This is a genomic window from Pseudomonas sp. GOM6 (genome assembly GCF_029537485.1).
In the GTDB taxonomy this organism is placed as follows: Bacteria; Pseudomonadota; Gammaproteobacteria; order Pseudomonadales; family Pseudomonadaceae; genus Aquipseudomonas.
In genome coordinates this window covers 105654-126802 of record NZ_JARPUS010000003.1, presented here as the reverse complement: position 1 = coordinate 126802, position 21149 = coordinate 105654, and the positions used below count along the sequence as shown (strand labels likewise).

Genomic DNA, 21149 nt, shown 5'->3' with positions numbered 1-21149 from the left:
ACTGCACGAGCGTGGAGAAAGCTAGATGCACAATAACAACAAGCATCACCTTGCCTGCCTGCCGAAAAGCCTGCTGGCCTCGGCCATCCTGATGGGGCTTGGTCTCAACGGCGCCCAGGCGCTGGAGCTGGATACCGGCAGCGAGGACTGGAACGTCCGCTTCGACAACACCGTCAAGTACAACTACGGTGTGCGCACCGAGAGCGCAGACACGCGCATGCTGGCCACGCCGAACAACAATGACGGCGATTACAACTTCCGCAAGGCCGGTACCAACATCACCAACCGCGTCGACCTGCTCACCGAGCTGGACGTGGTGTACCAGAACAGCATGGGCTTCCGCGTCAGCGCCGCCTCCTGGTACGACAAGGCCTACGACAACACTGGCTCCAACTCCAATCCTTTCGTCAATGGCAATGGCTCGGCCAGTGGCATGGTCGATGAGCATTTCCAGGTTGGCCCGCTGGCCAGTGGCGACGGCCTCGGCAACGGCAATCCGCACCTGAGCCGCTATGCCCAGCGCTATTACAGCGGCCCCTCCGGCGAGATCCTCGATGCCTTCGTTTTCTACAGCACCGAAGTGGGCGAGGAGTCGCTGCTGAGCGTCAAGGCCGGCCAGCACAACGTGTTCTGGGGCGAGACCATCCTCAACCCGGTGCATTCGCTGAGCTACGGTCAGTCCGGTCTGGACCTGGCCAAGCTGGCCGCCTCGCCGGGCACCGAGGCCAAGGAGCTGTTCGTGCCGCGTGAGCAGATTTCCACCAGTTTCACCCTGAATTCCGAGTGGACCTTCGGCGCCCAGTACTTCTTCAACTGGGATGCCGCCCGCCTGCCAGAGGCCGGCACCTACTACGGCACTTCCGACCTGCTGGGAGAGGGCGCGCAGTCCTTCCTGCTCGGCCACACCGCCAACCCGGCCGGATTCCTCGGCCCGAACGCGCTGACCAATGTGCGTCGCGGCGACGACAACACCCCGGACGACAGCGGCGACTGGGGCCTGATGGCCAAGTGGTCGCCGGAGTGGCTGAACGGCACCCTGGGCCTCTACTACCGCAACACCTCCGATATTCTGCCGCAGGCCGTGCTCGATGCCCGCTCACTGTCGCTGACCCAGGGCAGCTGCGTGGTGGCGCCGGGTGGCGTGCTCAGCGTGCCGGGTACCGGCGTCTGCCGCCTGGTCGACTCACTGGCGGGCACCAGTTACAACTTCTCCTACGGCGATGACATCGACATCTACGGCCTGAGTCTGTCCAAGGAGTTTGCCGGAGTCAGCGTCGGCAGCGACCTGAACCTGCGCAGCAATATGCCGCTGGCCAGCATCCCGGCCATTATCAGCGCTACCGGCCCGGGTGGTCTGGCGGCGGGACTGGGACATCCGGCGCTGGCGCCGCGCACTGCCGGCACCGGCGTGGTCACCGAGCTACCGGGCGAGGGCGACAGCCTGGCCGCCACCGGCGACACCCTGCACTGGACCATCAACGGCCTGGTGGCCATCGCCGAGACCCCGTTGTTCGATTCGGCCAGCCTGCTCGGCGAGCTGTACTACAGCAACCTGCTGTCGCTCGATAGCAAGAACGAGGCGCTGTACAAGGGCAAGGACACCTATCGCGGCATCGACAAGCCTACCCGCGACAACTGGGGTCTCGCCGTCAACTTCACCCCGACCTGGTACCAGGTGTTTCCGGGCGTGGACCTTTCCGCGCCGATGTCGATCAACGTCGGTCTCGACGGCGTCTCGCCGGTCGCCGCCGGCGGCGCCGAGGACACCGGCAACTACGCGTTGGGCCTGTCGGCGGCCATCTACAACCAGTACTACGTTGACCTCAAGTACGTGGATTCCTTCGGCGACTCGGCCAAGTGTGATGACGGCGCCACCGACGGTTCCACCCCCAACGCCCTGGACGGCACCGAGCGCTACACCTGCTACGGCGGTGGCTACTCGTCCTTCTCCGGCGGCGGCGCCACCGGCGAAGACCGTGGCGCGGTCTACCTGACCTTCAAAACCACTTTTTAATCCACGAATTGCCCAGCCTCTGAGCAGGAGTACCCCCATGAAATTCGTGCAAACCCTATTGGCTGCATCCCTCGCCCTGGCCGTTGCCGGCCAGGCCCATGCCGCAGTCTCCGCCGCCGAAGCGGCCAAACTCGGCCAGTCGCTGACCCTGGTCGGCGCCGACATGGCCGGCAACGCTGATGGTTCCATCCCGGCCTTCACCGGTGGCCTGACCAGCGCCCCGGCCGACTTCAAGGCCGGCGACACCGTGCGCCCCGACCCGTTCGCCGGCGAGCAGCCGCTGCTGACTATCGACGGCAAGAACGCTGGCCAGTATCAGGAACAGCTGACTGCGGTGACCTATGAGCTGGCCAAGCGTTATCCGAGCTTTCGCATTGACGTCTACCCGACTCACCGCACCGCGACCATGCCCAAGGCGCTGCTGGACAACACCGTGAAGAACGCCACCGGGGCCAGCTCGAAGGAGGGCGGCAACGCCATCGAGAACGTGCTGCCGGGCATTCCCTTCCCGATTCCGCAGTCTGGTGCTGAGGCCATGTGGAACCACCTGCTGCGTTTCCAGGGGGCCGGCTATACCACCAAGTACGACTCCTGGAACGTTGATGCCGCCGGCGTGGCCACCCTGGCCACCACCGGCACCGCGTTCAATGCCTTCCCTATCTATGAAGACGTAAACAAAGTCATCGACGCCAAGGACATCTACTTCCAGACCAAGTTGTACTACAGCGGGCCTGCTCGCCGTGCCGGCGAGTCGCTGATGCTGAAGGACGCCGCCAACCCGTTGGCCCAGCCGCGTCGTGCCTGGCAGTACCTGCCTGGTGTGCGTCGGGTGAAGCTGGCGCCGAACCTGGCCTACGACACACCGAACCCGGGCACCGCCGGCTCCGGCACCTACGACGACATTTATGTGTTCAACGGCGCGCTGGACCGCTACGACTGGAAGCTGGTCGGCAAGCAGGAAATGTTCGTGCCCTACAACACCTACAAGCTCACCTACATCAAGGACCCCAAGCCACTGACCACGGCGAACCACCTGGCGCCGGAATTCGTGCGCTGGGAGAAGCACCGCGTGTGGGTGGTGGAGGGCACGCTGAAGCCCGGCTCCCGCCATATCTACGCCAAGCGCCGCTTCTACCTCGACGAGGACAGCTGGAACGCCCTGGCCTCGGACCAGTACGACGCCGCTGGCAAGCTGTACCGCGGCTCCTACAGCTTCCTCACCCAGAGTTACGACGTCGACACGCCGAACACCGCGCCACACGTGATCTACGACCTGGTCGGCGGCAGCTACAACATCAACGGCGTGGTCGGCCCGTATGGTGGCATCAAGTACATCGAGCCGCTGTCCAAGGCCCAGTGGTCGCCCGAGGCCCTGGCCGGGGCGGGTATTCGCTGACCGTCTGCGGCGCCGGGCAGGTTCCGGCGCCGCAGTTTGCCGCCCGCGGTTTGTGCCGCGGACATGTTTCCTACCCCGTACCCAGGTGGCCGGTTGTGTGTCCGGCGCTTCACCCGTGCGGGGCTTTTTCTCAGAAGAGGACGCACTATGTGTGCTTTGCGACGGTACGTCCGGCTCGCTGTGGCCGCCCTGCTGGCGCTGCAGGGCAGTGCCTGGGCCGCCGGCTATGTCGATGTACTGGAACTGCCGGCAAAATCCAGTGCCTTGGCCGTACGCAGTCCGTTACTGGACGTTGCCCTTGCCGGTGATCGGCTGGTGGCGGTCGGCCAGCGTGGTCACATTGTCTATTCCGATGACGTCGGGCAGAGCTGGCAACAGGCCCAGGTGCCGGTGAGCGTCGATCTCAACGCCGTGCACTTCGCCAACCCGAGCCAGGGCTGGGTGGTGGGCAATGATGGTGTGATCCTGCACAGCGACGACGGCGGGCGCAGCTGGCGCAAGCAGCTCGACGGCCGACAGATTGGCACCCTGCTGGTAGAGCGCTACAAGACCCTGGCCCAGCTGGAGCCGGACAACGAGCAGTGGCCGACGCTGATCGCCGAAGGCGAGCGCCTGAAGACCGAGGGCGCCGACAAGCCTTTCCTAGACGTGTGGTTCGCCGATGCGCAGAACGGCTTTGCCGTGGGCGTGTTCAACCTGATCCTCGGTACCCACGACGGAGGGCAGACCTGGGTACCGCTGCAGGATCGCAGCGATAACGCCATGGGTCTGCACCTGACGGCGCTGAACAGTACCGGCGATGCCCTTTACCTGGTTGGCGAGCAAGGCCTGATCCGCCGCTGGGACGCCACCGGCCAGCGTTTTGTCGCGCTGCCCAGCCCCTACGAAGGTACCTTCTTCGGTGTCATCGGCCGCCCTGGAGAGGTGCTGCTCTACGGTTTGCGTGGCCATGTCTTCCTCAGCCGCGACGGCGCGCAGAGCTGGCAGCAACTGGACAGCGGCCTAGAGGTCAGCGTCACAGCTGCCACCCAGAACCGCGGCGGACGCTACCAGCTATTCACCCAGGCTGGTCATCGCATGCAGGTGGAGAACGATCTGAGCCTCAGCCTGGTGCCACAAAAAAGCCAGTCGCCGGTCGCCGGCGTTGTGTTGTCGGCCCGTGGCGATCTGGTGCTGGTGGGCAGCCGCGGCGTGCGCACCCTGGCCAGCGAATAACGACAAGAATCGGAGCGAGTACCCGCGATGGGCAAAATCCAACAAGACATCTGGCCGGTGGTGCGCGATCTGCGTGACTTCGATGCACGCAGCGGCAACCGCCTCGAACGCCTGGTGTTCAATCACCGCGGGCTGTTCGTCCTGTTCATGCTCGTGGCTACCCTGGTGCTCGGCTACATGGCGTCGACCCGCCTGGAGCTGCGGCCCAGCTTCGAGAAGATGATTCCGCAGAGCCAGCCCTACATCAAAAACTACCTGGACAACCGCGCCTCGCTGCGCGGCCTGGGCAACTCGGTGCGGGTGGTGGTGGAGAACACCCAGGGTGACATCTTCGACCCCGAGTACCTGGAGACGCTCAAGCAGATCAACGACAAGCTGTTCCTTAGTCCCGGCGTCGACCGCGCCTGGATGAAGTCGCTGTGGAGCCCGGCCGTGCGCTGGACTGAAGTGACCGAGGAGGGCTTTCAGGGCGGCCCGGTGATGCCCGACAGCTACGCCGGCGCCTCCGCCGACATCGAGCAACTGCGGCAGAACATCACCCGCGCCGGCATCGTCGGCAGCCTGGTGGCCAGCGACTTCAAGTCGAGCATGATCATCGTGCCGCTGCTCGATCGCGACACCGCCACCGGCCAGGGCATCGACTACCACCAGTTTTCGCGCATGCTCGAAGAGCAGCTGCGCGACCACTACGAGTTCGCCGGCGACAGCGCCGCGCGTACCGCCGGCGAGGAGGGCAGCGGCCAGTACAAGGTGCGGGTGATCGGTTTCGCCAAGCTGGTCGGCGACCTGATCGACGGCCTGATCCAGGTGATGCTGTTCTTCGCCCTGGCGGTGCTCACCTCGATCGTCATCATCTACCTGTACACCCGCTGCATCCGCAGCACCCTGCTGGTGATCGGCTGCTCGCTGATGGCGGTGGTCTGGCAGCTCGGCATCGTCGCCTGGCTCGGCTATGCCATCGACCCGTATTCGATCCTGGTGCCCTTCCTGATCTTCGCCATCGGCGTGTCGCACGCGGCGCAGAAGATGAACGGCATCATGCAGGACATTGGTCGTGGCACCCACAAGCTGGTGGCGGCGCGCTACACCTTCCGCCGCCTGTTCATCGCCGGAGTCACCGCGCTGCTGGCCGATGCCGTGGGCTTCGCCGTGCTGATGCTGATCGACATTCCGGTGATCCAGGACCTGGCCATCACCGCCAGCATCGGCGTGGCCGTGCTGATCTTCACCTCGCTGCTGATGATGCCGGTGGCGCTGTCCTACGTCGGCGTCGGTGCCAAGGCCGCCGAGCGCGCCCTGCGCATCGACAATCGCGCTGCCCAACACCGCGGTTTCGGCAAGCTGTGGGACCTGCTTGACCGCTTCACCACCCGCAGCTGGGCCACTGGCGCGGTAGTGATTGGCCTGCTGATGGGTGTCGGCGGCTTCATGGTCAGCCTGCAGCTACAGATCGGTGACCTCGACAGTGGCGCACCGGAGCTGCGCTCCGACTCGCGCTACAACCGCGACAACGCCTACATTACCAGCCACTACGCGCTGTCCAGCGACCTGTTTGCGGTGATGATCAAGACCGGCCCCGAGGGTTGCCTGAACTACGACACCTTGATCCTCGCCGATCGCCTGGCCTGGGAGCTGCAGCAGCATCCCTCGGTGCAAACCACGGTATCGCTGGTCAATGCCGTGCGCCAGATCACCGCGGGTTCCTTCGAGGGCAACCCCAAGCTGGCCAGCATCCAGCGCAATCAGGACATGCTCAACTACGCGGCGCAGCAGGCCTCGGTCAACGCCCCCGAGCTGTTCAACACGGATTGCTCGCTGATGCCGGTCATCGCCTACCTCAAGGACCACAAGGCCGAGACCCTGGACCAGGTGGTGGCCATTGCCGACCAGTTCGCCCGCGAGAACAGCACGCCGGAGCGTCAGTTCCTGCTGGCCGCCGGCAGCGCCGGCATTGAGGCAGCCACCAATATCGTGGTGCGCGAGGCCAATCGCACCATGCTGCTGTACGTCTACCTGGCGGTGGCGCTGTTCTGCCTCTTCACCTTCCGCAGCTGGCGCGCCATGCTGGTGGCTCTGCTGCCGTTGGTGTTGACCTCGATCCTCTGCGAGGCGTTGATGGTGGTCATGGGCATCGGCGTGAAGGTCGCCACCCTGCCGGTGATCGCCCTCGGTGTGGGCATCGGCGTGGACTATGCGCTGTACCTGCTCAGCGTGCAGCTGCATTACCAACGCCAGGGTATGTCGCTGTCCGACGCCTACAAGAATGCCATCGCCTTCACCGGGCGAGTGGTCGGGCTGGTCGGCATCACCCTAGCCGCCGGCGTGGTGTGCTGGGTTTGGTCGCCGATCAAGTTCCAGGCCGATATGGGTATCCTGCTGACCTTCATGTTCCTGTGGAACATGCTTGGTGCGCTGATCCTCATTCCGGCGCTGTCGTACTTCCTGCTGGGCAATGTGGGGCAGAAGGAGCGCAGTGCTGTTGCCGGTTTGCCGTTGGATGAAAAGCAGAAGAACAAGCCACTGCAGCGCCAGATAGCCGGACAATAGATGCATGCCCAACTGGTGGAGACATTACCACCGGGACATGCTCGGCGGTGACCTTGGTGCTGGCGTGGTTGTGGCGCTGATGCTGTTGCCGCAAGGTATGGCCTACGCCCTGGTGGCCGGGTTGCCGGCGGTGGTGGGGCTGTACGCGAGTATCTTGCCCGCGTTGGCCTACGCCTTGGTCGGAAGCAGTGCCAGCCTGTCGGTGGGGCCGATGGCATTGACTTCGCTGATGACCGCGCAGGCAGTGGCTGAGCTGGCGCCCGTTACGGGGCTCACCGCTGTCGAACTGGCAGCGCAACTGGCCTTGCTGTGTGGAGCCGTTCTGCTGCTCTGTGCCGTGCTGCGCCTGGGTTTTCTTTGTGCATTGCTTAGCCGCCCGGTACTGGGTGGCTTCACTGGCGGGGTTGCATTGTTGGTTGTCACCGGCCAGGTCGAGACGCTACTCGGCTCAACTGCTAGCTCGACGGCGCTGGGGGTCGGCACGCTGCTGGCTTTGTACGGTGCTCGGCTCTGCCTGCCTCCGCGTTGGGGACGCCTGGCCCCGGCCTTGGTGCTGGCACTGGCAACTTGTCTGGTAGCCTGGGGCAATCTGCAACAGTCCGGGGTTCAGGTGCTGGGTGCCATACCTGCAGGCCTGCCGCCGTTGGGCTTGAGCCTGCAACCGAGTTTATGGCCTGAGTTATTGCCCTCGGCCTTGCTACTGGCCTTCGTGATATTCGTTTCTGGTCACTCCTCAGCGATGGTGCTGGCGCAGCGTCGGGGTGAGCGGGTCGACGATGGCCGTGAGCTGTTGGGTCAGGGGCTGGCCAATCTGGTCAGCGCCGTGTCGTCTGGTTTTCCGGTCGCGGGTGGTCTGTCTCGTTCGGCCCTCAATCATGTGGCCGGCGCACGCAGCCAGTTGGCTGGGGTGATCACGGCGCTGTTGCTGGGGCTGGCTCTGTTGCTGCCTACCGGCTGGTTGAGCCTGCTGCCTTTGCCGGCCCTGGCCGCCACGATCATCTTTGCCGTCCTCGGCATGCTCGACCTTAATGGTTTGCGTCAGGCCTGGCGATATGACCCTCGCGATGCCGGGGTGTGGTTGGCGACGCTGCTCAGTGTGGTGACGCTGGGCGTTGAGGAGGGCGTGCTGGTCGGCGTGCTGCTTTCACTCGCCGGCCATCTGGCGCGTAGCAGCCGACCGCATATCGCCGTGCTTGGGCGCATGGCCGATGGCGAGAGCTTTCGCAATGTGCGCCGGCATGTCGTGGAAACCCGGGAGCATCTGCTGCTGCTGAGAATTGATGCCAGTCTGTTCTTTGGTAATGCGACAGCCATTGCCGGACGCGTTGATGCCATGCTGACGCCGGCGGTGCGTGAGTTGGTGCTGGATATGTCTGCCGTCAATGGCGTGGACTTTTCAGCACTGTTCGCCCTCGGGGAGCTGAATGCCACTCTGGCCAGGCGTGGCGTTCGACTGCATCTGGCGGCGGTCAAGGGGCCGATACTCGATCGTCTGTGTCGAAGCAGCTTGCTCGACGAGCTGGACGGGCAGCTGTTTGCGACGACTGCCGAGGCCTATCGCTGCCTGTGTTCAGCAGAACTTGCCGAGTAGACGAAATTTTCACCTGTCACAGCAGACAATTTCCGGCTTCATAGCCATCGGACCTTTTTGTCATGCCGCCAGCGGAAGTCTTCCTTCGACCTAGTCTGCGTAGCCACTTCGCCTTCACCTTGCTCAGTGCGCTGTTACTGATGCTGATGTTCGCCGCCCTGCGCCTGGCGTTGATGAACCACAACGCCGAGTTGATCGGCGAAACCTCCACCGGCGACCTGCTGGAAGCCTTCTTCAACGGTGCGCGCTTCGACCTGCGCGTGGTGGTCTACATCGTCGCGCCGCTGCTCCTGTCGCTGCTCAGCCTGCGCGCCATGGCTGCGCGCCGCGCGCATGTGGCGTGGCTGAGCGTGGCCGCCAGCATTGCGCTGCTGCTCGGCATCACCGAGATGGACTTCTACCGCGAGTTTCATCAGCGCCTGAACAGCCTGGTATTCCAGTACATGGAAGAGGATCTGGGCACCGTCTCCAGCATGCTGTGGAATGGCTTCCCGGTGGCCCGCTATCTGCTGGCCTGGGCCTTGGGCACCCTGGCCATGGCCATGCTGTTCAACTGGCTCGAACACCTCACCCGGCCGCGTCAGGTGCGCCCGGCCATGGCCTGGTACAAGCGTTTCGCGGTGTTCTTCGCCTGCCTGCTGCTGGCGGTGCTGGCGGCCCGTGGCACGCTCAAGCAGGGCCCGCCGTTGCGCTGGGGCGATGCCTATACCACCGATTCGATCTTCGCCAATCACCTGGGCCTGAACGGCATCCTGACCCTGGTCGATGCCGCCGAGAACAGCTTCTCCGACCATCGCGACAATGCCTGGAAATCGACCATGGCGGACGCCGAGGCGCTTCCGGTGGTGCGCCAGATGCTACTCGGCGAGCACGACGTGTTGGTGGATGCCGAGAGTGCGGCGGTACGCCGCGACTTCACTCCGCCAGCCGAAGGCGTGCTGCCGATCAAGCATGTGGTGGTGATCCTGATGGAGAGCTTCGCCGGGCGCTGGGTCGGCGCGCTGGGCAGCGATGCCGACATCACGCCGAACTTCGACCGTCTGAGCCGGGAGGGGCTGCTGTTCACCCGTTTCTTCTCCAACGGCACACACACTCACCAAGGCATGTTTGCCACCATGGCCTGCTTCCCCAACCTGCCGAGCTTCGAGTACCTGATGCGCATGCCCGAGGGCAGCCACCAGTTCTCCGGTCTGCCGCAGCAGCTCAGTGCCCGTGGCTACGACGACCTGTACGTCTACAACGGCAATTTTCAGTGGGACAACCAGTCCGGCTTCTTCAGCAACCAGGGCATGCGTAACTTCATCGGCCGCGAGGACTTCGTTGACCCGGTGTTCCTCGATCCGACCTGGGGCGTGTCCGACCAGGACATGTTCGACCGCGCCGCTGTCGAGCTGAACAAACTGGACCCGGACAAGCCCTTCTATGCGTTGCTGCAAACCCTGTCCAATCACACCCCGTATGCGCTGCCGAAGCAGTTGCCGGTGGCGCCGGTCACGGACCGTGGCTCGAACAACGAGCATCTCACCGCCATGCGCTATTCGGACTGGGCCCTGGGGCAGTTCTTCGAGAAGGCCAAACAGTCGCCGTACTACAAGGACACCCTGTTCGTGATCGTCGGTGACCACGGCTTCGGCAGCCCGGAGCAGCTCACCGAAATGGATCTGTACCGCCATAACGTGCCGCTGCTGCTGATCGGCCCGGGCGTGCGCGAGACCTTCGGCGAGCGCCGCGACACCGTCGGCACGCAGGTTGACGTGGTGCCGACCATCATGGGCCGCCTCGGCGGCGAAACCCGCAACCAGTGCTGGGGGCGCGACCTGCTCAGCCTGCCGCAAGGCGATGCGGGCATCGGCGTGATAAAGCCTTCGGGCAGCGATCAGACCGTGGCGATCATCAGCGGCGACAAGGTCCTGGTGCAGCCCAAGGACATGCCGGCCAAGCTCTATCGCTACCAGCTCGCCGAGCGCAAGGTCGAGGTGCTGCAGGGCGATGCGCAGCAGCCGGCGTTGCAGAAGCGCCTGGAAGCCTTCCTGCAGGTGGCTACCCAGAGCCTGCTGCGCAACACCGCCGGGGTGCGCGATGCGCCGGGTGCGGTGGCGCGCAAGGCGCCGGTCGGCGAGTAGGGCGTTAGTTCAGGGCGCCGCGCTGGAACTGGCGCGGCGCCACGCCTTTCCAGCGCTTGAAGGCATGGATGAAGTTGGACACTTCGCCATAACCCAGGCGTTCGGCGATCTCTTCCAATGTCAGCCCGCCGGTGGCCAGGAGCTCCTCGGCCAGGGCCTGGCGCACTTCTTCGAGCAACTGACGAAAGCTGCTGCCTTCGCTGTCGAGGCGGCGGCGCAGGGTACGCGAGCTCATGTGCAGGTTGGCTGCGATCTGCTCCATGGTGGGCAGCTGACCAGGACGGCTGAGCAGCAGTGAGCGAATCTGCCCGGCCAGCCCGCTGCGGTGCCGGCGTTTATCCAGCAGCTCCTGACACTGCGCTTCACATAGCGCCACCATCTGTGGATTGGCGCCGGGCAAGGGCCGGTCGAGCCAGTGGTTGTCGATCACCAGTCGATTATCGGCTTGCGCGAAGCGTGGCAGAAAGCCCAGTTCCTGCTCATACAGGCGGGTGTCTGCAGGTTCTGCCAGGCGCAAATCGATGCGTTTGAGGACGTGAGGCTGTTCGGTCAGCACGCGCTGCACACAGAGCATGCCGGCCAGGTCGCGTTCGAGCAGGAAGCTGCGCAAGTCTTCAGGCACGGCGCTGTCGTCGAACAGCAGGTGGGTTTCCTCGGCGTATTCCTCCAGGCGCATGCCGTGGAAGGCATAGGTCAGGTCCAGGTAGCGCAGGCCGAGATGCGCCGCTTCGCGGCCGGTGCGGCAGCTGAGCAGGGCAAAGCTCCAGATGCCATAGACATTGAGCGGGTAGCGGCGACCCGCCAGCAGACCAATGCCCGGGCGTTGCCCCAGGTGCCGTACCAGATTGCGCACCAGCTGCAGCTCTTGCTCGGCGTCCACTTCGGCGCCGGGTTCGCCGAGTATCTGCCAGTTGAGGTCGGTGGCGTGCAGGCAGAGATCCAGCGACAGGCCGTGATCGAGGCCGAACTGGGTGAGCAGTTGCACGCTGATGGCGCTGCGGCGTACAGGGTCGATGGTTTTTACAGGCATGCGAACATGTCCGAAAGTCACAATTTATTGGCCGACTATGCCATAAACCTGCGCCGCGAGAGCACCTAGCATTCGTTCATCCGCGATACTCGTGGGAGACGGAGAGAACAATGCATAACAAGACTCCACACCAACCGCCTCTGCAGGTGTTGATCATCGGCGCCGGCTTCGCTGGGCTGGGCCTGGCCATGCGCCTGCGACAGCAGGGTCAGGAGCACTTCCTGATTCTCGAAAAAGCGGGCGAGCCCGGCGGCACCTGGCGCGATAACAGCTACCCGGGGGCGGCCTGTGACGTGCCTTCGCACCTGTATTCCTTTTCTTTTGAGCCCAAGACCGACTGGAGCCGGCGTTACGCGCCGCAGCCGGAGATCTTCGCCTACGTGCGCCAGTGCATCGACAACCATGGGCTGCAGCCGAAAATCCGCTGCAACAGCGAGGTTGCTGAGGCCTGGTTCGACGAGGAGGCTGCGCTGTGGCGGGTGACCACCACGGATGGCGCCAGCTTCAGCGCGCGGGCTCTGGTCAGTGCTTGCGGCCAGCTCAATCGGCCGCTGTATCCGCATATTCCCGGCGTGGAACGCTTCGCCGGGGCAAGCTTCCACTCGGCGCGCTGGCGCCATGACATCGACCTCACGGGCAAGCGCGTGGCGGTGATCGGCACTGGCGCCAGCGCTATCCAGTTCGTGCCGGCCATAGTGCCGAAGGTCAAGCAACTGACCCTGTTCCAGCGTACACCGGCCTATGTGCTGGCCAAGCCGGATCGCGCCTACAGCCGTTTCGAGCTGGCGTTGATGCAGCGCTGGCCGTGGATGCAGAAGCTCGATCGTGGTCTGCAATACCTCTATCACGAGGCTCGCGGCGTGGCTTTCTTCGTGCTGCCGGGGTTGATGAAGCTGATGCGCGGCAGCTTTCTGCGCTATCTCGCACGCCAGGTTAGCGATGCCGGCTTGCGCGCCAAGCTGACCCCGGATTACCCGATGGGCTGCAAGCGCATCCTGATCAGCAACGACTACTACCCGGCGCTGGCGCAGCCACAGGTGGCGGTGGTCAGCGAGGCCATTCGCGAAGTCAGCGAGCACGGGGTGATCACCGCCGACGGCCGCGAGCATGCTGCCGACGTGCTGATCTACGGCACCGGCTTCACCGCCAGCGACTTCCTGGCGCCCATGCAGATTCGCGGGCTCGGCGGGCTGGAGCTGAACCAGGCCTGGAAGGATGGCGCCGAGGCCTACAAGGGCATCAGCGTCAACGGCTTCCCCAACCTGTTCATTCTCTATGGGCCGAACACCAACCTGGGGCACAACTCGATCATCTACATGCTGGAAAGCCAGTTCCCCTACGTGCTGGCCTGCCTGGACAAACTGGAGCAGGGCGTGCGCTACCTGGATGTGCGCAAGCCAGTGCAGGACGCCTGGAACCAGCGGGTGCAGCACGCCATCGAGCATTCGGTGTGGGAGCAGGGCTGCAACAGCTGGTACAAGAATGCCGCCGGCAAGCACACCAACAACTGGTCCGGCTTCACCTTCAGCTACCGCCGACATACCCGGCATCCGGACTGGAGCGCCTATGACCTGGTCCGTTGAGCTCTCTGCTCCCTCCGGGCCTGGGCAGCGCCTGCTCAGCAGCGTAATGCGCGGGGCGGTCTGGCTGCTGGCACGGGGCGGGCTGCGCCCAGGCGTCAGCGTCAGGGCCCAGCGCCGCCTGCTCTGGCTGGGCACGCGGCTGGGCAAAGTGGCCGCCGGGGTAAGGGTCGAGCCCGGCGTGCTGGGGGGCGTGCCATGTGAATGGCTGTGGCCGGCCACGGACAACGGCTGGGTGATGCTCTACCTGCACGGTGGGGCGTTTATTGCCGGCTCGCCACAGACCCACCGCAGCCTGACCAGTCACCTGGCTCGCGCGGCGGGGCTGAGCCTGTGCGCGCTGGATTACCGCCTGGCCCCGGAACAGCCATTCCCGGCCGCCCGCGACGATGCGCTGGCGGCCTATCGCGCCTTGCTGGCGCAGGGCCTGGCGGCCGAGCGCATCGTCATCGCCGGCGATTCGGCCGGTGGCAACCTGACCCTGACCTGCGCACTGCGCTTGCGCGAACTGGGGCTGCCGCTGCCGGCTGCGTTGGTGTGCTTCTCGCCGCTCACCGACCTCAGTGGTGACAACCTGCATCAGCCCCCCGGCGGCGACCCGCTGATTCAACCTGCGTGGCTGCGCCAGGGCGCGCAGGCGTATTGCCCGCCAGGCAGGGATTGTCGTGCCCCCGAGCTGTCGCCGCAGTATGCCGAGCTGCACGGTTTGCCGCCCTTGCTGGTGCAGGTCGGCGAGGACGAGGTGCTGCTGCGCCAGAGCCAGTTGCTGGCTGAGCGGGCGCGGGCTGCGGGCGTGGATTGCCGCCTGGAGCTGTATCGCCGGCAGTGGCATGTGTTCCAGATCAACTGCGGCCTGCTGGCCAGCGCCGATCTGGCGTTGCAGCGGGTCGTCGAGTTCCTTCGTCAACGAGGTTGTCCATGAACACCATTCTGATTACGGGGGCGGCTTCCGGTATCGGTGCGGCCACGGCGCGGCTGTTCCATGCGCGCGGCTGGCAAGTCGGCTTGCTGGATATCAACCACAGTGCCCTGGCCGAGCTGGCTGCCGAACTGGGCGGGGTCTGGCACGCGGAGCTGGATGTGGGCGATGCCGGCGCGGTGCGCGAGGCGTTGCAGGACTTTTGCAGCCTGCACGGCGGGCGCCTGCGCCTGCTTTTCAACTGCGCCGGGATTTTGCGTTTCGGTCATTTCGAGGACATCGCCCTGGAGGAGCACGCACGCATCCTGCAGATCAACGTGCTGGGCCTGCTGCAGGTCACCCATGCGGCCTTTCCCTACCTCAAGGGCACGCCGGGCGCCCAGGTGATCAATATGGGCTCTGCTTCCGGGCTGTACGGCACACCGCACATGGTCAGCTACTCGGCTTCCAAGTTCGCCGTGCGCGGTCTGACCGAGGCGCTGGAACTGGAGTGGCGGCGCCACGGCATACACGTGGGCGATCTGATGCCACCTTTCGTGCGCACGCCGATGGTCGCCCAGCAGCACTTCGAACCGCCGGCGCTGCGTCGTATGGGCGTCAAGCTGGCGGCCGAGGACATCGCTGCGGCCGCGTGGTTGCAGGCGCGGCACGCCAAGGTGCACAGGCCGATTCAGTGGCTGTTTACCCTGATGTTCTGGGCCGGGCAGGTCTCGCCGCCGGCCGTGAGCCGGATGCTGATGGGGTGGCTGAGTCGCGACTAGCCGGTAGGCCTGACTGCGCGGCCGCCTGTCGCCGCCGACAACGCCGGTGGTCAGAGTGCCAGCAAGCTCGTGCATCAGCCGCTAACCTGAAGAGACGGTCGCTCGACCCGGCGTTCGCCGGTCTGGCTGCCCACGGGCCTGGCCCGTTGATGACAAACCAGGCAGCTGCCTGGTTCTCGGGCGGCACCGCAGGGTGCCGCGAGGCCGCTATCGTTGGCGGTCGCGGTTGATCCATCGCCTGAGAGGAGGTCGCAACATGAGCACAGCCTTCCAAGATGATGTCAGCAGTACTGTTCTGCGCCGCATGAAAGAGGGCGGATTCGATTTCGCCCGTGTGCACCCCATCGAGTTCTACGCCATCTTCCCGGATGAGGCCCGGGCCAGAGTGGCAGCCGCGAAATTTCGCGGTGAATCGCTGAATGCTCAGGTAAGTGTGCGTGATGATGGTGCCTGGCACCTGCAGGTGAGCAAGGTGATGTATGCCACTTATGCGGGTATCGGCAGTTTCGAGCAGGATCTGGAAGCCCTGGTCGGGCCGCTCGGCGGAGTGCTGGACGGCTGGGGCGTGACCCAGGAAGTGCGACTCGGGGCGCAGCAGGCTGTCGCGAGCTGAAGCCTTTTCGGTAGACGCCGACCAATCCGTGCATTCGGGATTGGTCGGCACCCATCCCTTCGAATCAGGAGTCGGTGCGCTGTTGCAGCGCTTCGAGGTAGCTGATCATGTCCGGCGCGCCGGCCAGGCGTAGGCCTTCGCCCAGGGCATTGGCCGCGGGGGAGTCCTTGGGCAGCAGGAGAAACTCCGGGGCATCCGGATAGCGCAGCAGCGACAGCCGGGCATAGGGCAGGCCGTGATCCAGCAACAGGCTCATGAACGCCGGTTCGCTCCAGGCTTGCACCGGCATGGCCAGCATGTGGTAGCGCTGGCGCAGTTCGGCCAGACCGCTGGCGCTCAGGCGGTAGCGTGTCAACTCCGCGGGCAGGGTGACTTCCAGGCCTCGCAGGCGGGCATAGGCGATGGCGCAGGCGAACGCTTCGCCATGCTGCTCGCCGGCCCAGAAAAACCGCTCGCCGTACCAGCTGGCCTGGCGCAACTCCACTGCCTCGGCGGCGAGAAAACGCGGCATGGCCTGGCTGATGGTCTTGAGGAAATCCTTGTAGCTGATGATGCGCACGCTGCGCCCCAGTGGGCAGGCGGCCACTTCCTCGAACGTTGCCAGGCTACTGTCGAGGCAGGGGGGAGTGCTGCACAGGCCGTCGATTCGGCGCAGGTCGAAGTCATCGAGGTGCAGGGTTTCGCGTTCTACTACGCCCATCAGGATGGCGCGGGCAGCGGCCTTGTCTTCCTGTACCGGGCCTGACAGCGCGTCGCGTGGCAGATCCACCAGACGGTGCAGTGGCGGTCCGGCCTGCCACCAGACATTGGCCGCTGGTTCAGGCAGTACCCTGAACGGCAAGCGCAGGTGGCGCGCCCGCTCGAACACCAGTTTGGCCACACGACCGCTCAGGCCCAGGCGCTGAGCGAGGGCAGAGAGGCGTGACGCCAGACTGGAAGGAGATTCGGAAAAACTCATGACCTGCAGGACACTCCCGGCACTACCGCGTCAGTGTGGCAGAGCCGTAGCCACCTCGCATGCGAATGGGTGCAGGTTGTCGCTGTGAGCCTGGCCGGCTGCGCCGTGGTCTGTGGCAAAATGCTGCCATTCATTGTCGAGGGTGCCTCCATGCCCAGCCTGGTGCTGGATATTGCGCTGCCTGCGGAGCGTTTCCTGGCGGTTTACCAGGGGCGCGCCAACCGGGTTCTGTTGTATAGCCGTGACGGCCGCAAGGTTAGCTTGCCGGCCCATCATCTGCGTCCTTTCTTGCGCCATGACGGCATATATGGCGTGTTCGAGCTGGAATTCAGCACGGCCGGAGAGCTGCTTGGCCTGCGCCAGCTGCAATGAGTGCGCGAACGGCTCCCTTATTACTCCCTTGCCTCGCCGCCGGCTAGTGCTGGCGGCTATAATCGCGGCCTATTTGCCACTGCCACCCATTCGAGCCGACTAGCCCATGTACGACCTGGCCCGCGCGCTGCTGTTCCGTCTTGAACCCGAAACTTCTCACGAACTGTCCATCGACCTGATCGGCGCAGGTGGCCGCCTGGGCCTCAACGGTTTGCTGTGCAAGGCGCCGACCAAGCTGCCGGTGCAGGTGATGGGGCTGGAATTCCCTAATCCGGTGGGCCTGGCTGCCGGCCTGGACAAGAACGGTGACGCCATCGACGGTTTCGCTCAACTGGGTTTCGGTTTCGTCGAGATCGGCACCGTGACCCCGCGCCCGCAGCCGGGCAATCCCAAGCCGCGGCTGTTCCGCCTGCCGGAAGCGACCGCAGTGATCAACCGCATGGGCTTCAACAATCACGGCGTCGATCACCTGTTGGCCCGCGTTGCCGCGGCCAAGTACAAGGGCGTGCTGGGCATCAATATCGGCAAGAACTTCGACACCCCGGTCGAGCGGGCCGTGGATGACTACCTGATCGGCCTGGACAAGGTCTACGCCCACGCCAGCTACGTGACCGTCAACGTCAGCTCGCCGAATACCCCTGGCCTGCGCAGCCTGCAGTTCGGTGATCAACTCAAGCAGCTGCTGGAAGCGCTGCGGCAGCGCCAGGAAGACCTGGCTGCCCAGCACGGCAAGCGTGTACCGCTGGCAATCAAGATCGCCCCGGACATGAGCGACGAGGAAACCGTGCAGGTCGCTCAGGCGCTGGTCGAAACCGGCATGGATGCGGTCATCGCTACCAACACCACCCTGGGCCGCGAAGGTGTGGAGAACCTGCCGTTCGGCAACGAGGCCGGCGGCCTTTCCGGTGCGCCGGTGCGTGACAAGAGCACCCATACCGTGCGGGTACTGGCTGGCGAGCTCAAGGGCCGCCTACCGATCATTGCCGTTGGAGGTATTACCGAAGGGGCGCATGCAGCCGAGAAGATCGCGGCAGGTGCCAGTCTGGTGCAGATCTATTCGGGCTTTATCTACAAGGGACCGGCGCTGATTCGCGAGGCGGTGGACGCCATTGCGGCACTGCCGAAGCACTGAATAGCGGCAAGTAGGCAATAAAAAGGGCCCCTGAGGGGCCCTGGGCTCTCGCCCACCGTCCGGATGGGACGGTCTGGTGAAGTCTGTGGGTCGGGCTCAGCCGACAGCGTGAAGTTCGTTGAGTCTATGGATACCGGCAGTGCCGGTCAGTCCGTCCCAGTTGTCGCCGCGCCCTTCGCGCCAGCCATTGATCCAGGCTTGCCGAACGGACGGGTGGGTGAAAGGACACAGATCGCGGGATTTGCCATGAATGCCGTGCTGATAACCGCGTAGAAAAGCTCGTTCCAACGGATCACGCTTAAGTCTTCTCATCGGGTGTTGCCCTCACTGTTGACTGTTATGTCCCGTTGGCCCCTTGCCGGGACCAGGCAGAAAAGCTTCTGCCAGTGCGGCCCGCTGCCGGCGTGGCGGGCCACCTGCCAGCACCATTGCGGTGTCGGCCTGAGATGATTTCTAACCAATGCCTTACCCCCTGTGAATGATCGTTTTGTCATAAGGGCGTAACGCAAATAGGGCAGGAGCCATAAGCTAATGTGGATGAGTAGGCCTTAATCGGCTGTGATCCAGCATTGGTGCAGGGCTTCGCCCGGATGTCATTGCGAATGTCTCGCAGCTGCGAGTTTTGTTTATTCCGACGAAGGGTCATCTTGCGACCCTCTGTCATATCAGGTGGCTGATTTGTCACCCTTACAGATGGAATGCCCATGTCTGACCGTTACGAACTGATCCTGACCTGCCCCAAGAGTCTGGAAGGCCTGCTGCTTGAAGAAGCCACTGGTCTGGGCCTGGAAGAGGCCCGCGAGCAGACGGCTGCCGTGCGGGGTTTCGCCGCCATTGAGGTGGGCTACCGTCTGTGCCTGTGGTCGCGCCTGGCCAACCGCGTGCTGCTGGTGTTGCGCCGTTTCCCGGTGAGCAACGCCGAGGATCTCTACCAGGGCGTGTTGGCTGTTGATTGGGCCGAACATCTTGATCCAGCCGGGACTCTAGCCGTGGAGTTCAGTGGCCATGGCGCCGGCATCGACAACACGCACTTTGGCGCCTTGAAGGTCAAGGACGCTATCGTCGACAAGCTGCGCACTCCGGCCGGTACGCGCCCGTCGATCGACAAGGTCGACCCGCACCTGCGCGTGCACCTGCGCCTGGACAAGGGCGAGGCGGTGCTCTCGCTGGATCTATCCGGGCACAGCCTGCACCAGCGTGGCTATCGCCTGCAGCAGGGCGCTGCGCCGCTCAAGGAAAACCTGGCTGCAGCCATCCTGATCCGCGCCGGCTGGCCGCGCATTGCCGCCGAGGGTGGCGCGTTGGCCGACCCTATGTGCGGTGTCGGTACCTTCCTGGTCGAGGCGGCGATGATCGCCACCGACATGGCGCCGAACCTCAAGCGTGAACGCTGGGGCTTCTCCAACTGGCTGGGCCATGTCCCGGCGATCTGGAAGAAGCTGCATGCGGAGGCCGAAGAGCGCGCCGCTGCGGGCCTGGCCAAGCCGCCGCTGTGGATTCGTGGTTACGAGGCCGACCCACGGCTGATCCAGCCTGCGCGTAACAACATCGAGCGTGCCGGCCTGGGCGAGTGGGTCAAGCTGTACCAGGGCGAGCTGGCGACCTTCGAGCCGCGCCCGGACAAGAACCAGACCGGCCTGATCGTCAGCAACCCGCCCTATGGCGAGCGCCTGGGCGACGAAGCGAGCCTGCTCTACCTCTATCAGAACCTCGGCGAGCGCCTGCGCCAGAGTTGCCTGAACTGGGAGGCGGCGGTGTTCACCGGCGCGCCGGAACTGGGCAAGCGCATGGGCCTGCGTAGCCACAAGCAGTATTCGTTCTGGAACGGCGCGCTGCCGTGCAAGCTGCTGCTGTTCAAGGTGCTGCCCGAGCAGTTCGTCACTGGTGAGCGCAGCGAGCGGCGTCAGGCCAGTGAGGAAGGCGCGGCGGCTCCAGTGGCCAGTGAGCCTGCGCGTTTGTCCGAGGGCGGGCAGATGTTCGCCAACCGTCTGCAAAAGAACCTCAAGACCCTCGGCAAGTGGGCAAAGAAGGCTGGTATCGAGTGCTACCGCCTGTACGACGCCGACATGCCCGAGTACGCCCTGGCCATCGACCTGTACCGCGACTGGGTGCACGTGCAGGAATACGCGCCGCCTCGCTCCATTGACCCGGACAGGGCGCAGGCGCGCCTGCTCGACGCCCTGGCTGCCATTCCGGTGGCGCTGGGTATCTCGCCGGACAAAGTGGTGATCAAGCGCCGCGAGCGGCAGAGCGGCACCAAGCAGTACGAGCGCCAGGCCAGCCAGGGCCAGTTCATGGAAGTGAGCGAAGGCGGTGTGCGCCTGCTGGTCAACCTGACCGATTACCTGGACACCGGCCTGTTCCTCGACCACCGTCCGCTGCGCCTGCGCATCCAGAAAGAGGCGGCCGGCAAGCGCTTCCTCAACCTGTTCTGCTACACCGCCACGGCTACCGTGCACGCGGCCAAGGGCGGCGCGCGCAGCACCACCAGCATCGACCTGTCAAAGACCTACCTGGACTGGGCGCGGCGCAACCTGGCGCTCAACGGATACTCGGACAAGCAGAAGCTGGAGCAGGGTGACGTGATGGCCTGGCTGGAGGCCGACCGTGGCGAGTACGATCTGGTCTTCATCGATCCGCCGACCTTTTCCAACTCCAAGCGCATGGAGGGCGTGTTCGATGTGCAGCGCGATCACGTGCGCCTGCTCGACCTGGCCATGGCCCGTCTGGGCAAGGGCGGCGTGCTGTACTTCTCCAACAACTTCCGCAAGTTCCAGCTCGACGAGGGCCTGGCCGAGCGTTACGCGGTGGAGGAGATCAGCGCACAGACCGTCGATCAGGACTTTGCCCGCAACAGCAAGATTCATCGTGCCTGGCGTTTGACGGCCAAGATCTGAG

Annotated in this window: 16 protein-coding genes; 13 read left to right on the top strand and 3 right to left on the bottom strand. The window is 64.6% G+C overall.

Going from position 1 to position 21149, the window contains the following annotated elements; translation table 11 throughout:
* Positions 1-25: 25 nt before the first annotated feature.
* The 6 genes from P7A97_RS05185 to P7A97_RS05160 all read left to right on the top strand — a co-directional run bounded on the left by P7A97_RS05185 (position 26) and on the right by P7A97_RS05160 (position 10886).
* Entirely contained in the window at positions 26-2014 is a 1989-nt protein-coding gene (locus tag P7A97_RS05185; protein ID WP_277688882.1) for a DUF1302 domain-containing protein, read from the top strand.
* Between the two features lie 37 nt (positions 2015-2051).
* Entirely contained in the window at positions 2052-3410 is a 1359-nt protein-coding gene (locus P7A97_RS05180) for a DUF1329 domain-containing protein (protein WP_277688881.1), read from the top strand.
* 147 nt (positions 3411-3557) lie between these two features.
* Positions 3558-4625: a YCF48-related protein gene (locus P7A97_RS05175; RefSeq protein WP_277688880.1), complete on the top strand. Its 1068-nt coding sequence runs from the start codon at positions 3558-3560 to the stop codon at positions 4623-4625.
* A gap of 27 nt (positions 4626-4652) precedes the next feature.
* Positions 4653-7172 (top strand): MMPL family transporter, encoded by a 2520-nt coding sequence (locus tag P7A97_RS05170; protein WP_277688879.1) that lies wholly within the window; start codon positions 4653-4655, stop codon positions 7170-7172.
* A 4-nt stretch (positions 7173-7176) separates the two neighbouring features.
* Positions 7177-8763, top strand: a complete 1587-nt coding sequence (locus P7A97_RS05165) for a SulP family inorganic anion transporter (protein ID WP_277688878.1) — start codon at positions 7177-7179, stop codon at positions 8761-8763.
* Positions 8764-8825: 62 nt separating this feature from the next.
* Positions 8826-10886, top strand: coding sequence for an LTA synthase family protein (locus tag P7A97_RS05160; protein WP_277688877.1), 2061 nt, complete (start codon positions 8826-8828; stop codon positions 10884-10886).
* A 4-nt stretch (positions 10887-10890) separates the two neighbouring features.
* On the opposite strand, the gene P7A97_RS05155 is transcribed toward P7A97_RS05160, so the two are convergent.
* Positions 10891-11916, bottom strand: coding sequence for an AraC family transcriptional regulator (locus P7A97_RS05155; RefSeq protein WP_277688876.1), 1026 nt, complete (start codon positions 11914-11916; stop codon positions 10891-10893).
* Between the two features lie 110 nt (positions 11917-12026).
* Here P7A97_RS05155 and P7A97_RS05150 point away from each other — a divergent pair, with 110 nt between their 5' ends.
* The 4 genes from P7A97_RS05150 to P7A97_RS05135 all read left to right on the top strand — a co-directional run bounded on the left by P7A97_RS05150 (position 12027) and on the right by P7A97_RS05135 (position 15789).
* Entirely contained in the window at positions 12027-13499 is a 1473-nt protein-coding gene (locus P7A97_RS05150) for an NAD(P)/FAD-dependent oxidoreductase (protein WP_277688875.1), read from the top strand.
* Entirely contained in the window at positions 13483-14418 is a 936-nt protein-coding gene (locus tag P7A97_RS05145) for an alpha/beta hydrolase (RefSeq protein WP_277688874.1), read from the top strand. Before P7A97_RS05150 ends, P7A97_RS05145 begins: the two co-directional genes overlap by 17 nt.
* A complete protein-coding gene (locus P7A97_RS05140) occupies positions 14415-15176 on the top strand; it encodes an SDR family oxidoreductase (RefSeq protein WP_277688873.1) in 762 nt (253 codons plus the stop codon). Before P7A97_RS05145 ends, P7A97_RS05140 begins: the two co-directional genes overlap by 4 nt.
* A gap of 256 nt (positions 15177-15432) precedes the next feature.
* A complete protein-coding gene (locus P7A97_RS05135) occupies positions 15433-15789 on the top strand; it encodes a ribonuclease E inhibitor RraB (protein ID WP_277688872.1) in 357 nt (118 codons plus the stop codon).
* Between the two features lie 64 nt (positions 15790-15853).
* Here P7A97_RS05135 and P7A97_RS05130 read toward each other — a convergent pair whose 3' ends face one another.
* Positions 15854-16747 carry a DUF6685 family protein gene (locus tag P7A97_RS05130; RefSeq protein WP_277688871.1) on the bottom strand — a complete coding sequence of 298 codons (894 nt, stop codon included), beginning with the start codon at positions 16745-16747 and terminating at the stop codon, positions 15854-15856.
* Positions 16748-16897: 150 nt separating this feature from the next.
* Here P7A97_RS05130 and P7A97_RS05125 point away from each other — a divergent pair, with 150 nt between their 5' ends.
* The gene (locus P7A97_RS05125; RefSeq protein WP_277689013.1) at positions 16898-17119 is read left to right on the top strand and encodes a DUF2835 domain-containing protein; all 222 of its coding nucleotides are present in this window, start codon (positions 16898-16900) and stop codon (positions 17117-17119) included.
* Positions 17120-17225: 106 nt separating this feature from the next.
* Positions 17226-18251 carry a quinone-dependent dihydroorotate dehydrogenase gene (locus P7A97_RS05120; RefSeq protein WP_277688870.1) on the top strand — a complete coding sequence of 342 codons (1026 nt, stop codon included), beginning with the start codon at positions 17226-17228 and terminating at the stop codon, positions 18249-18251.
* A gap of 96 nt (positions 18252-18347) precedes the next feature.
* Here P7A97_RS05120 and P7A97_RS05115 read toward each other — a convergent pair whose 3' ends face one another.
* Positions 18348-18563 carry a ribosome modulation factor gene (locus P7A97_RS05115; protein WP_277688869.1) on the bottom strand — a complete coding sequence of 72 codons (216 nt, stop codon included), beginning with the start codon at positions 18561-18563 and terminating at the stop codon, positions 18348-18350.
* Positions 18564-18955: 392 nt separating this feature from the next.
* Between P7A97_RS05115 and rlmKL the strand changes: the two genes are divergently transcribed.
* Positions 18956-21148, top strand: a complete 2193-nt coding sequence (gene rlmKL / locus P7A97_RS05110) for a bifunctional 23S rRNA (guanine(2069)-N(7))-methyltransferase RlmK/23S rRNA (guanine(2445)-N(2))-methyltransferase RlmL (protein WP_277688868.1) — start codon at positions 18956-18958, stop codon at positions 21146-21148.
* Position 21149: the final 1 nt, after the last annotated feature.